The sequence below is a fragment of the Vibrio satsumensis genome, assembly GCF_050337435.1.
Taxonomy (GTDB): domain Bacteria; phylum Pseudomonadota; class Gammaproteobacteria; order Enterobacterales; family Vibrionaceae; genus Vibrio; species Vibrio satsumensis.
The window spans coordinates 105,925-119,346 of sequence record NZ_JAKJSX010000014.1 but is presented as its reverse complement, the minus strand read 5'-3'; the positions used below and the strand labels follow the sequence as shown (position 1 = coordinate 119,346).

The following is a 13,422-nucleotide window of genomic DNA, read 5'->3' as shown; positions in this document are numbered from 1 at the left end:
AATGACAATGGATAATTACACCCAACCATTTAATCAATCGTTGCCACAAACTGCGGAAGGCGTACCGAATAAAAACAGCCTAAGCAGCTACTTACCTATTCGAACCAAGGGTAACGATTTTGATTTTGATGCTGTCATCGGCTTGGTTCTACGTGGGCTTCTGCGTAAAAAGGTAGAAGGTTATAGCTACGAACAGTTTGTGTCCGATTGCCAAAGTGCGTTTGAAGAAAAGCTTGGTGAAGAAGAGTTTTGGCAAGTGCTAGAAGATATGTATTTTGAAAACAAAGACATCTTTACAGTGAGCCCTGAACTCCTTCTGTTCCGTGCACAAAAAGGTGAATTTGCAGCAGGTGATTCACGTGTTGCTTCTATGTATACCAATTTACTTCAGAACATGCGTGTAGAAGAGTTTGATGCCAAATTAAACTTTATTGAACGTGAAATGCTTTCTACGCTTCGTGGAAAAATGAAGTCTGACTCGTCATTGCAAGCGAGCGAGAAACCGTATCTACCTTATCTTTCGAAAGCATTCCGTGACGACCTGAAATTCTTGGCTAGTCGCCCTAAGTATCTGCTTAGTGAAATAGAGTCGTTCCTGTCTTTTTATGGTTTCGCATACACTGCGCAGTTGAGTTTAGCGCTAACAGATTGGCGTAGTGGTCAAGAGCCAGTGGCTAAGCCTCTCTATTTCATTATGGATCATGAGCGTGCCAGTAATGAGCGTACTCATATTAAGAATCATGGCTATAAGCTGTTTAATGAGTCAGCCACTCGACTGTTCCCTATGCTGACGATGCTTGAGCTACTTCAGCCGGGTGTTGGAGATAAGAACGCGATAAAAGTACCCCTGTGGGAGATATCGAAGGGTATTCAAGAGTCGAAATCGACGCATCTAAAAGAACAACTAGAAAACTTTGCCAGAGCGTTTAAGTCACAGCGTAATCTCGACACAGCTCTAGATGAATCTGAACTGGCGCTCGACTGGCTCGGTAACATAATGAAGCTCGCATCCGCACAGTTTAGCTTCGGCGAACGTTTCAATATCAACAAGAAGTATGTGTCAGAAGTAGAAAAGTACCTAGCGTCTCACTTCATTCAAAGTCGAGGCCGCAGCGGTCGAGTATTAGTGCTCAACCAAGACTACATCATCTTATTGACCAACCTTGTTGTTGGAGAAAAGGATAAACTCCGTTTCCACGAACTGATCACGGCCTTTGAGCAACGTGGCATTTTCGTTGATAAACAAACAGAACAAGAACTAATTAAATTCTATGAGCGCATTGGTAACGTAGAGCGCATGAGTGATAGTGGAGACGCAGTATATGTCCGTAAAACAATTTGAGACCTTTCTAGTAGAGCAGTTTTTAGCTGATGCTGAAACACATATTAAGGCAGGTTTCCGCTATCAGTTTAAGTCGCCAGATAATGAAAATAGCATGCGCTTGTATCAGGCGATGACGGCTCATTCTGAAAACAGCATTGATGCAACTAACGATATCAAGTTGCCATTCATTGAGCTGTCTGGTTGCAAAATCGTACCTGTGATTCATAGCGAAAACCCAGCAGAGTTTGAAGGCTTCACTGAAAACTACATCTCACATCTGCGTGACGAAGTGGCGAGTCAATCAGGCTACTTAAAAGGTTGCGCACTAGTTGTGATCCACAACAGCTTGCTTGATACCTTGATTAATTCTGCAGAAGACTTGGCTCAAGTGGGACAGGTTTGGAGCGCATCAAAGATCAAAGCGGCAATGAAAGGGTTAATTGATCAGCAAGACAAAGGGCGCGATGTATCGAATTGCCTTCTTGATGACCAATTCGATGCCATTTTAGAAGATGGCGCAACCATGTTTGGTTTCGAGTCTCTATACAAAGCCGTTGAAGACGGTGACTTACGCTTCAATGAGTTGGGTATGTTTGAAGATCCGCTTGTAGCTGAAATGAGTGGTAACCCTAAGCAAATTAAAAAACGCCTAGAAGATAACCGTGCGCTTTATGAAGAGCTATCTTTTGAAGTTGAGCACTTTGGTGGTCAGCTTCAAGACCGCTTGAAATCATTCGGCGAGAAATTTATTAAAGAGAACTTCTCAGAAACAGATGCATGGAAAGACGTTGAGCTCGAAGCATTCCTACAAGAGAAAAAGCGCAATGCTCAGCAGCAACTTGTTCTTGAAGAGGAGCAAGCTAGCGATGGCATGACAATCACTGCACGTAACCGTGCAGAGACCAAAGCGGGCATGCGTGACCGCCATTTAATCATCGAGTTAGATGAGGGTGTAAATGAGTTTGAACTGAAGTTGCTCTTCCAAGGTGCGAGCAATCTTGATAAAAGCCAATTTAAAATTCAGCCAGCAAAAGCGCTTAATAACGAAGAAGTAATTGAAACACGTAACAGTTTTAAAACGACACGAGCTAGCTTGAAAGGTACGTATAAGCATGAGCCACTGTTTTTTAACTTAGCTCTAAAGCGTGAGAACAAATCTGAGGTTTATAACTTCCGTTGTTTAGTGGTTCGTAAAGGCGAGTTCTATATTGAGCCATTCAAAAACATCTTCTTGGTAGAGCCTGCGCCAGCAAAGCAGCGTTTAACCTTGAACATGGAAGAGAACAAACTGCAAATCAGAGCCAACGAAGGCAGCGCATGTTCACTGCTTGATGCTAAGCAGGTTGTTGATGTAGCAGATTACGCTGTAGTGGATTTTGAATCCTTAGCCAATGAAGCTGATGAAATTGATTTTTCCGTAAAATCTGGCGATAACCAGCTTAAGTTTAATGTTGAAGGTGCAGTAGCGACTGATTCATTGAGTTTGCCTTTACTGCTTAATAGAGGTCGTTATCACAAGCTTTTCAAAGATGAATACAACGGCGAGTTTTATTCTAAAAAAGGCAAAGTGGGTATCGATAATAGCGAGTTCGTTGTACCAGGTGTTCGTTTAAAGCTGCTTCGTTGGGAAGAAGAGTTCATCAACCAAAAAGTTGTTTCTATTGCTGATTCGGGTGCGCTTAAGCTTGATGAGCTGCAAGCGATTGATGAGGCTATTCACTCTTCTTACGTTGAGCTTTTTGATTACCTTGAGCAGCGCCGTAGTACGCCATCATTGGCGTCTTGGGGCGATGAGTTTACAACACTCGTCCAAAATACAGTTGATGCTTGCTTAGCGTATTTTGAAGCAATTCCAACAGGTAGCATGCTGACAAAAGATCAAAAATCAGCGTTGAAAATCGGATTGGTACAATCTGAAGGTGAAGAGTACTACTCACCTTTCCACCCGCTTATTTTGGCTTATTACCTCAACCTAAGAGGTGCGATTCGTGATGATAAGAGCTTTGCTCAGCTTCCTGATGTCACTTTTGAACGCTTGTCGCCAAAAGGTTTGCTGCCATATGTTTACCATCCAAAGCATGAGTTTTCCTACAACCAACAGGTGAAAGAGAACGCGTTTTGGATCAAGAGCGTGCCTCAAGAGAAAAGCTCTCTTACGTTCGTTCGCAAGCTGGTAAAAGAGAAAATCGACGAGTTCCAAACGGCATTCAGCCAATTGTTCACTGGCTCTGAGAAGAGCATTATCGTTAATGCGGTGAACCAAGACAGCGCTGAAGAGTTATTTATGGGGCTGGTGGATTATGTCCGCAGTAACCAAGATCAGGCTGCGTCGATTCATATTAATCTGTATGACGACAAGTTAGCGTTTAATGCGTTTGACCGATTCGCAGAAACAGCCAATTACGATGAATTGAAAGAGTGGTTAGAGCTGAACAAGGGTAAAGTTCGTGAAGTTGCCGATACTATTATCGATATTCTTCGCACGCGATTAACTTACAGCAAGTTCACTAATGCCCAAGCCGAAAAAGATGGTCAGTCTTATGCACATCTGTCCTTTTTCCGTAATAACGACAAAGTCGATTGCTCAGACATTGCGATTGAAGATATGGCATCAGGCATAGCTTGTGACGGTCTACTAACGGGTGATGCTTCTGAAAGTAAATCTGGCTCGTACTTTACGGGTTTTGGCTTGAAAGGAACGGATTACCAAGACTACCCACATTTGATGATGGCTAAATACGTCGGTGCTCTGTTAAAACCTGCGCTCAAGCCGAATACTCAATATCACGGTGCAAATGCAGTTGCCCTTGCCGTAAGTGAAGACTTTAAAGGTTTACTGGAACGTTCATACGATAGCTCTATCTGGACGACCATCATTGATCCTAAGGTGACGTTGGACTTCTTCCACAGCAATGAAGACGTAGTATTGATTCACTATTCAGATCAGTACACCAGCTCTTCTAGCTACGATGCAATCACCGTTACCGCGCAGCGAGGTTTGTTTGAGAAAGTCATCAAGCAAGGTGATGGTGGCCAAATCAATGAGTTCAACGCGTTCAACGGTGATTGGCTGTTGAAAATGATGACTTGCGCGCCGACCATCAATAAAGAGCGCAAAGGCGTGATTGGTGCCTACAAGTTCGTTACTAGCCTAGTGCATGACTCAGACATTACATGGGTGCCGCTGTCTGTTGCTGAGATGATTCGTGTATCGGGTAATATTGGTCTGAAGATGTCTGACAGCGAATTCTCTCGTAACGTTCAAGGCTACAAGAAAGGCGAAATTTCTGACGATGTATTATTGGTTGGTTTCAAAGACCAAGACATGTACTTGCTACCTGTTGAAGTGAAAACGGGTTCGGTGCCGAATTATAATAAAGCCGTTAAACAATCGAAAGAGCTATTGCGTTACTTAAGCCAAGACTTACTTGGTAACAAAGACTTAGCGAGCAAGTTATACCGTGGCTTGTTCATGCGCCAAGTTTTGATGCAAGTTGATAAGTATCGCTTATACAAAGTATTTGCTGATGATTACTTCGACACTTTACTGGCAAACAAAGAAGAGTGGCTAAGAGGCGACTATTCACTTGGCCAAATCGCAGATTACCCAGAAGGCTTTGTGGTTAGCCACCTTGAAGGGGCTGGCTGTTTACAACCTGACTACCATATGATGGAAGGGGTGTTAAAAGTCGACCTACCTATGGGGCTACTTCCTGGCTTGGTGGAAACTCCGCTGCAAGAAGTGTTGAACGAATTAGATGTAGTGAAACTTTGCCACGTGCCAAGTGAGTATGTGCTGAATGGTGAAACTCGATTAGAGAAACTTGCTGAAGTTGAACCTCAGCCAGTACTTGTGGAATCTGATGAGGTTGAAACTACAGAGCCAGTGCAGCCTGAACAGCCTGTTGTTGAAGAGCAAGTATCGCCAGTCGTTGAACCTATGAAGGTTGAGTCTAACAGCAACTTAAACGTGTTGTTTGGTCATAATGCGCTAACACAAGCACCACTGAACTGGGAGCCAACGAATACCGCCAAATTCATGAATACCAATACTGGTATTATCGGCACCATGGGGACGGGTAAAACGCAGTTTACCAAGTCGGTGATCACTCAGCTTTACCGTAATCAAGTAGACAACGTAAACGGTGCGCCAATTGGGATGCTTATTTTCGACTACAAATCCGATTATGTAGACGATAAGTTCCAACAAGCGACTGCGGGTAAGAAGTTTAACCTTCACAAACTGCCATACAACCCATTGAGCTTATTTGGTGATACGCCGATGCTGCCTGTACACACAGCTCGCGGCTTCTCTGAAACCATGGGTAAAGCGTTTGGCTTGGGCCAAAAGCAGCAACTGCGTTTGCGTAAGCTGGTGGGTGAAGCGTATGAGTTAGCGGGTATTCGTAAAGCAGATCCAAGCACTTGGTCAAAACCAGCGCCGACAATCTCACAAGTATGGGACTTATTCATTGAAACAGACCCAGATGAAGATTCATTATATGCGGCACTTGAGAGCTTATATGAGCTAGAGATCTTCGAAGACGACAATACCAAGTGCATGAGCCTTTACGATCTTGTAGATGGCATTACAGTTGTGGAGCTAGCAGGTTACCCAGCAGAGATTCAAAACCTTGTAGTCGCACTGACATTAGACCTTTTCTACTCACAGATGCAGAAGAAAGGTAAGCCTGAAGTACAGGGCGATTTCCGTCAAATTACTAAAATGATTTTGGTGGATGAAGCCGATAACTTCATGTCTCAGAACTTCCCAAGCTTACGTAAGATCTTGAAGGAAGGCCGTGAGTACGGTGTTGGTGTGATCCTTTCTACACAAGACATTACGCACTTTCAAACTGGTGAGAATGACTACTCAAGCTACGTACTTACTTGGGTAATCCACCGCGTAGCGAAGATTCGCCCGCAAGAGCTAAAAGCCATGTTTGGTGTAAACGAAAAAGCTGAGCAAGAGAAGCTGATGGAAACCATCAATAAGCTAGAGAAGCACTATAGCTTATACATTGATGGTGCGAAGAAGATACTCCCAATGAGAGATAGAGCATTCTGGGAATTAATTAATAAGGATTGTAAATGAAGGTAACGCCGGAATATAAATCATTTGGTGAGCTTTTTCATGAAAGTAACGTCTTTGAAACACCTATGTTTCAAAGAGACTATTCTTGGGAAGGTGAGCAAATCGAGCAGTTTACAAATGATATAAAAGAAGCTCTTGACAAGAAGTCGGAAGAACAAGATTACCAGCATTTTTTTGGAGGAATTGTTTGTGCGCAAGAAGAAGGTGTGGGAAATCGTAAAATAGTAAATGCTTTAATTGATGGGCAACAAAGGCTCTCTACTATTGTTATGTTTTTCTCACGCTTAAATTTTGCTTTAAAGAACTTAGAGTGTGATGGAGAAGATCTGATTTTCAAAGGTACTCTTCAAAATTTAATGTCAAAGTATCTTAAGTATACAGAGCGAAAAAATAGAGAAAGTGTATTTCATCCGAGGCTTACTATCGGTGTGGCTGACAATGAGTTCTTTCAGTCTGTAATCAATTCTTGTGATGTCGAGTCAGAAAGAGATTCTCATAAGCTAATTAAATCTGCTAGTAATGATCTTTATAATTTCATTATTAACGATCTATTTAGTAGTAAAACAGTGACAGAAGTGCTGGATATTGTTGATGATATAATTAGTATTTTCGAAGAGTCTTTTTTACTTATTCACATTATTACTACTAGTGTAGATGATGCTTACAAGCTGTTCATGGTACTTAATGACCGAGGCTTAAACCTAACTGAAGGTGAATTACTAAAAGCACATACACTTGGTAATTATGATCCTAAAAACCCACTTGTTTCGCAAATGGCAAAGGATTGGGACTATATTTTGTCTCATGAAGCAAATAAAGTCAGTGATTACCTGAGATGGTCTGCGACGATGATCAAGGGCCGTCATATTACTGCGAATGAAACTTTAGAAGAATTCAAGTCAGGTTATTTTGAGAATTCATTAGATATTGAAGAAATGGCGAAGAATGTAAAGTCGTTGAGAAAGAGTGTCTTTAAATTATCATTAATCTCAGAAGCTGAGTGGCCTTATGAAAGAAGCGAAAAGTATACTAGTTTTCATTCGACAAAGTTAGAGTGGTTAATTAAAAAGCTTAAGCATACCCATGCAATGCCGTTACTGCTTGCTAGTTCATATCTAGATGAAAAGCTGTTTCAATCTGTCATCAATGAAACAGTTAAATTTTTCATTAGATACAAAGTTATTAGTAACCTCCATGCTTCTGTTTTTTCTAAGGTATATCCGTCATTAGCTAAGAGTATTCATGAAGATAGCGATAACTTTAACATAAAGAGCCTTCATGAAACCTATCAAAAACAACTAGATAGCAAAGACCCTAATGATCTAGCTTTAGAAACAGGTATTAGGAGTATGTATTATCAAAGAAAAGGTGATAACAGACCCCTAAAATATTTGCTTATAACATTGCAAGAAAACTGGGCTTGGGTAACAGATGGATATAAAACAGGGCCAGCAAACAGGTTAAAGAGGGAAGATATTACAACTGTATTTGACTTCAATAATACATCTCTAGAGCATCTGTACCCATATAGTGCAAAACCTGAAGATGTTTCAGAAGATATGGAAGCAATAAAAAACTCAGTTGGAAATTTAGTATTATTGGACTTAGATAGAAACAGGTCTAATGATAATAAAATTTTTGAGGAAAAAAGAGATGTATTTGATAACACTGGTATTGGAGTGCATAAATTAGTTTTCGATAGCGAAAGTTGGGGAAATGAAGAAGCAAAAGTTCTAGAAGAAAAGTATCTCGAGTGTGCGAAGCGAGTTTTTTGTTTTAAAAGAATCTTATAAGCTCTTTACACTCAATAGCAGACCACAAAAGCCCTGAGGTTAAAAACATGCCCACTTAATAACTATAAAGTGGGCATTACACTAGATAAATTTATATTTTTAGTGCTAATTCAGTTAATGATCTGTGGTTCCTTATAGAAGCAATTCCATCTTCAACATGCGCTGCCCAAGCTTGTTGATACTCTTTAGCATCAAGCTCTGGGTAGTACATTTTTAACATTAACTCAGTCACTTCACCAGTTTCACCAAGCCATGTGTACTTATCTAGCACCAGTGAGCCATCTAACTTGGCTTCTTGACCTTGGTATCGGAAATCACTTTCAATAGAACGAAAGAAAGCAATACGTGCCGAAACGTTTGGAGTGATTCCAGTATAGCCCTTCAACTTTTTAAGCTGCTCTTCGGTAGAGCGGGTTAAGTTCATGCGGTTAGGTAGCATTACACAGCCTCCTTAATCGATTCTTTCCAGAAGTAACCTTCCTTCAACGTTGAAGACTTGGTTGTGCCGTCGAAACAGATCTCGTAAGTACGAGCAAGATCGTCTTGGATGAGGCTTGTGTAGTTCCTATCAATTTCTGTGTCTGTCGATAAAATTACCACTTGGTGGCTTGCTGTTGGGAAATAATTCTCAACCAGTTTGTCACGGTGATGCGAATCTAATCGGCCTAATGGTGTATCAATGATAATTGGCAGCTTACGACCAGATGTACGCCCAAGTGCCTCTAGAATCGAGATTGCGTATATTTGCTTCTCACCAGCAGACATCGCCTTACGGTTGATCTTAATACCGTGTTCATCAACTAACTCAACATCGAACGTAGCTGGATTGATCGAAGCTGTAAGCTGCAAGTCTTCTTTTCGGGCTAGTTTTTTGTATGATTGAACGAATTCATTTTCTAACTGATTTACACGCGCTTTGGTTAACTGTTCACCAAACTTCTCTAGTAATAAAATCGAGTTTTGGGCGTTGCTAACACTTTGATCTTTGTTGGATTGATCTTTGTGCTTATCGTGTAGCTTTTGAATTTGGCGAGCTGTATCCAGAGCTAGTCGAAGCTCTCGTTTGGCTTTTTCTAGCAAGTCATGGTATTCAATAATCAGTTGTTCTTTCTTCTTATCTAGAGCACGGACATCTGCAAACAACTCTTGCACTTGTTCTTGCTCAGGGGCGCGCGCGATATTACTGGAAGCGTTGTCGATCTCTTCTTCAACTTTTTGAAGACGTACTCGTGCCCTATCAAAGCGAGCAAAAGAGTCTTGCGAAAGGTTAGATAACTGGTAATCGATGGTGTTTGACTGACGGTCAGAAATATCTAGAAGTAGGTCTGTAGAATCAAATTCACCTACATGAGCTTTAAAGCTGTCTGCGATTGCATTTTGCGCCATCTCTGTATCAAAGCTTGGGTATTTTGAGCATAGGGTTTCTAAGAATGAATCTAGCTCATTACCAAAGCTCTGTTTCTTCTTAACTTGTTGCTCTTGCTTGATTTGAGTTTGAAGCCTTTGCATTGCCTTTGGAGCAAGTGAAAATGGAAGGTTAGTTTCCATTTCCATGCGGATTTGCTTCTCCAGTTCCACTTTCTCTTTAAGAAGGCTCTCTACTTTTTGTTGTTCATCTTCTCTGGTCTTAGCCCAAGCGCCGCCACTTTGCGTTAGCTCAGCTTCTTTCACGTGTATATTTCGGGATTCCTCCCTTATGTTCTCAACGATAAAGTCGGCTTTGCTACGCAGCTTTTCAGCTTTACGTTCGTGAATAATGCGTTGCTCGTCTAGGGAATTCATCTCTTCTTTTAAAGACTGACTTAAAGCTCCGGCTCCTTGTTTCTTTAAGAAAATGTTGAGGTCGCTTTTTAGTTTCGCGATTACATCTAAACCAAGTAGACGACGCACAGCCGTTTTAAGAACGCTACCAGATTCATCTTCTGCTAGCTCAGCGATTTTCTCGCCGTCGAAGAAGAACAGATCAGCAATACCTGTTGGAATAAGCTCATTAAGAAAGCCTTGGCACTGCTCGTAATTCAACTCAGGAATTTGAATACCATCTTTCTCAAGGCACAGGTTATCTTTCTTACCGCGCTTCCAACCGCGAATCACTTTATAAGTGTTCTCTTCACCGTTTTGGCTGTATTTAAACTCAAGCTCGATCGATGCATTATCTTGAACGCCGCCATGGCCGACACCTTTGTGAATCAGTTCCGATAAAGCGTCAACGTAGTCACCATTTGAAAGTAATTGGCTAAATGATTGACGCCCGAAAAGCGCTAAGCGAACTGCTGTCAGTATTGATGTTTTACCGGCACCATTTAAGCCGCCAAACAAAATAATTGGTCGTTCGGTCCCTTCGATAGGGCCACTTTTACTTAAACGAGCCGGAGCGGGGCGCAAGTCAATTTCATGCACACCGCGAAACACGCGAAAGTTGTTTAAAGTTAGTTTTGTAATCAACATTTCAGTATTTAAAACTCTTTTTGAAGCTGTTTATCTAGGTCAGCAAGCTGTTCGTTATAGCGCTCAATTTCTTGTTGGTGAATATCAAACTCGGCTTTGCTTTGTAGTGAAGCATGCTTTTGTTTGATTTCTTCCAAGCTTCCCCAGTCTCGTTTCAATAGCGATGCGATCTTGTTCGAGATGCCACTACGACGGCTCAAACCTTCCATAGATACCTCAAGCTCGATGAGTTTCATGATCATTTCAGGTTCGACATCGAAGTTATTGCAAAGCTCATGGATCAGCTGTGCGTCATCTTTACCAAAACTTGCGTTATCGTCATACACCCAATCAAGGTCGTAGCCATAAACGTCTTTAAAAATAGTTGGTAGAGAGTCATCCCAATCCGGTTCGTTTGGATCGTGGATCCACTCTTGGCGAATAGCATGCAGCTCTGGCACTGTGATTAACTCAATCTCTCGGCCTTCAGCTTTGTATTTCTTATCTAGCTCTAGTAATTCACGGAGCCATTGACGGCGGTATTTAAGCCAGTAAGGACCCGGGACGTGTTTACGCTCGCTAGCAATATCTTCGCCTTCTTTCGCGTATTGGTAGCTTACGCGACCGGTACGACGTTTATGGTTTCTGAACTCTGCTTTGTTAGCAGGATCTGTCGTCATTGCTAACTTATTGCGGAACTCAAGAAGAGGTGCCATCCACTCTTCGCCATTTTGGATAAGGCTTTCCATCGCTCGGTCTTTGGTTACTACGGTACATGTCCAGCAACCAAAACGAGAGTTACCACAAGAGGGGGTAGTTTCGTCAATCACCATTGGACATTCACCTTGGCCTGAAGAGTCTTTATATAGATTCCAAAGCACTAGGTTTTTACCGCCCCATGGGTTTTCCCATTCTAGGTCATAGTCATCTTTCCAGATGTTTCTAGTACCTAGTGGCGTTTCTTTTGTCTCTAGGTGACATAAACGCAAGATCTTCCAAACATCATCAACAGCCCATGTATCAATAGGGGTGTAAATAAATGCATTGGCTAGCGTTGTATGACGAGCTAGACGAGAGCCATCAATTTTGTGTTTAGCGATAACCTGAGCACGCGAGGCACTTTCTTGGCTACGTGAGCCCAATACAACAATCACCTCATCAAATTGAGATACTTTGCTTTTGATGAAGTCACTAACCGGATCGATCTTCATTCGCTCCGTACACCAGCGAAATGAACGTGTCGGTGCTGGGTAGCCTTTACCAAGAAGGCTTGACCAGAACGTTTGGTCTGACTCAGGTACAACTTTGTGGCAGCTGATTGGCAAGTCGTCACGCTTAGCGCCTTTTTGTATTGCCGCTAGGGAGTCTTTAATGTGGTTAACAACAACAGGTGTCTCAACCAGTGTGTCTGATGAAACGACAAATACGGGTTTGTGGCGTTGTTCTTTCTCTAGACCAAGTAGTGCCATATAGATTAAAGACATGATAGCGGAGGAATCTTTACCACCACTGTAGCCGATCACCCATGGGCGGTTGTCTGCACAATAGACGCGTTGAACGTCAGCAACATAGTAGCTGAGTTTATTATTTGCGAACTCTTCAGCGTTGATGAATTCTTGGTATTCTTCGGCGAGATCTTCTGCCAATTTTAGCTCGTGTATCATGATAACTGCTTCTCTAGAGCTTTTTCTTCTGGGGTTAGTGGTAACCCAAGTTCAATTTTAAGTGCGTTTGCCGTGAGCTGAATGTTGATGTTCGATTTACTCAACTTGCCGTGGTTCATGCTGCGCTTTATCCATTCAGGATTGGTTTTCAACCAATTGACTTTCCCTAGTAGTTGAAGTTTTTCTTTCCATTGCTTTGGCTCTTGGCACAACAGGTGTTTACCCAAGACGCCAATCGCATGTAGCCCGACACCATGTGCGTGGATGTATTCTTGGCGAAGCTGTGCTGGGGATACTTGTTTGTCGATCACCATTTGCCAATCTTTGATATGGCGAGTGACCTCTTCCCAAAACTCAGACGCTAACTGCTTCTCTTCTTCAGTGAAACCATCTTTTGGTCCTTTACTTAAAAGTGCTCTTGTTGATTGTTTAATGCTGCTTAAAGTAAATAGCTTGTTCGACTTTGGACTGATGTTGGATTTTTCCATTTCAGTCATTCCAATGAAGGGTTTCACTTTAGCTGCTAATTCACGCGCTAATTCAGAGCTTTCGTCTCGGTGATCGTAGAGAGTACCAAGAGATGGACTGGGTTTTACTGCGTATTTGTTTAAGTCAGCAAACATTTGTTGGCTTCTACCTAAACCTTCATCGATGAAGAACAATACTGGAATGTTGTCTTGCCCAAGGTCTGGGTTTTCTCTTAGTGCTTCTTCTATCGCTTTACGACGGTGTTGGCCATCGTTAATTAGAATCTGCGCATCCATCGGGATTTGAAGCGTCCCTAAGTTAGGGGCTCCTTCGTGATCGTGGAAAGATATATCAACTCCAACCGATGCTGTTAATGCTGAGAATACGTACTCTTTAGGGTTGTCGAGTAGGTATCTGACCATTTCAGGTATGCGAGTCTTGTTTAATGTCCTTTGAGCTCTAAGCTCTGGTGGAACATCATCTTCGTTGTAACTGAAAATCTTCGGGATGATTCGAAGAGGGCATGTCGCAATGTAAAATGGACGTCCTGCTTGAATACCTCTGACAGCTGGAAATGAATAGCAATAGCCTGAATCTTGATTTTGCATAGTGAACTCTAAGTTATGTTATTTGTCTATGACATAAACCATA

Annotated in this window: 7 protein-coding genes; 3 read left to right on the top strand and 4 right to left on the bottom strand. The window is 42.0% G+C overall.

Features of this window, described 5'->3' with window-relative positions; all coding sequences use genetic code 11:
- The first annotated feature begins 1 nt into the window (after position 1).
- The 3 genes from dptG to L4C44_RS18400 are packed head-to-tail and all read left to right on the top strand — an operon-like array spanning position 2 to position 8,212.
- Positions 2-1,342 (top strand): DNA phosphorothioation-dependent restriction protein DptG, encoded by a 1,341-nt coding sequence (dptG, locus tag L4C44_RS18410; RefSeq protein ID WP_428805540.1) that lies wholly within the window; start codon positions 2-4, stop codon positions 1,340-1,342.
- Positions 1,323-6,419, top strand: coding sequence for a DNA phosphorothioation-dependent restriction protein DptH (gene dptH / locus L4C44_RS18405; protein WP_428805539.1), 5,097 nt, complete (start codon positions 1,323-1,325; stop codon positions 6,417-6,419). Before dptG ends, dptH begins: the two co-directional genes overlap by 20 nt.
- A complete protein-coding gene (locus tag L4C44_RS18400) occupies positions 6,416-8,212 on the top strand; it encodes a DUF262 domain-containing protein (RefSeq protein ID WP_428805538.1) in 1,797 nt (598 codons plus the stop codon). The genes dptH and L4C44_RS18400 overlap by 4 nt, the downstream gene beginning before the upstream one ends.
- A gap of 91 nt (positions 8,213-8,303) precedes the next feature.
- Here L4C44_RS18400 and dndE read toward each other — a convergent pair whose 3' ends face one another.
- The 4 genes from dndE to dndB are packed head-to-tail and all read right to left on the bottom strand — an operon-like array spanning position 8,304 to position 13,379.
- Entirely contained in the window at positions 8,304-8,651 is a 348-nt protein-coding gene (dndE, locus tag L4C44_RS18395) for a DNA sulfur modification protein DndE (RefSeq protein ID WP_102266002.1), read from the bottom strand.
- Positions 8,651-10,660 carry a DNA sulfur modification protein DndD gene (gene dndD / locus L4C44_RS18390; protein WP_428805537.1) on the bottom strand — a complete coding sequence of 670 codons (2,010 nt, stop codon included), beginning with the start codon at positions 10,658-10,660 and terminating at the stop codon, positions 8,651-8,653. Before dndD ends, dndE begins: the two co-directional genes overlap by 1 nt.
- Before the next feature lie 8 nt (positions 10,661-10,668).
- Positions 10,669-12,303 carry a DNA phosphorothioation system sulfurtransferase DndC gene (locus tag L4C44_RS18385; protein WP_050052917.1) on the bottom strand — a complete coding sequence of 545 codons (1,635 nt, stop codon included), beginning with the start codon at positions 12,301-12,303 and terminating at the stop codon, positions 10,669-10,671.
- Positions 12,300-13,379: a DNA sulfur modification protein DndB gene (dndB, locus tag L4C44_RS18380; protein ID WP_102305505.1), complete on the bottom strand. Its 1,080-nt coding sequence runs from the start codon at positions 13,377-13,379 to the stop codon at positions 12,300-12,302. Before dndB ends, L4C44_RS18385 begins: the two co-directional genes overlap by 4 nt.
- Positions 13,380-13,422 lie beyond the last annotated feature (43 nt).

What these genes read in the sequence shown, in the direction of transcription:
- dptG (WP_428805540.1), top strand. Translation starts at nt 2, where the DNA reads ATGACAATGGATAATTACACCCAACCATTTAATCAATCGTTGCCACAA.
- dptH (WP_428805539.1), top strand. Translation starts at nt 1,323, where the DNA reads ATGTCCGTAAAACAATTTGAGACCTTTCTAGTAGAGCAGTTTTTAGCT.
- L4C44_RS18400 (WP_428805538.1), top strand. Translation starts at nt 6,416, where the DNA reads ATGAAGGTAACGCCGGAATATAAATCATTTGGTGAGCTTTTTCATGAA.
- dndE (WP_102266002.1), bottom strand. Translation starts at nt 8,651, where the DNA reads ATGCTACCTAACCGCATGAACTTAACCCGCTCTACCGAAGAGCAGCTT.
- dndD (WP_428805537.1), bottom strand. Translation starts at nt 10,660, where the DNA reads ATGTTGATTACAAAACTAACTTTAAACAACTTTCGCGTGTTTCGCGGT.
- L4C44_RS18385 (WP_050052917.1), bottom strand. Translation starts at nt 12,303, where the DNA reads ATGATACACGAGCTAAAATTGGCAGAAGATCTCGCCGAAGAATACCAA.
- dndB (WP_102305505.1), bottom strand. Translation starts at nt 13,379, where the DNA reads ATGCAAAATCAAGATTCAGGCTATTGCTATTCATTTCCAGCTGTCAGA.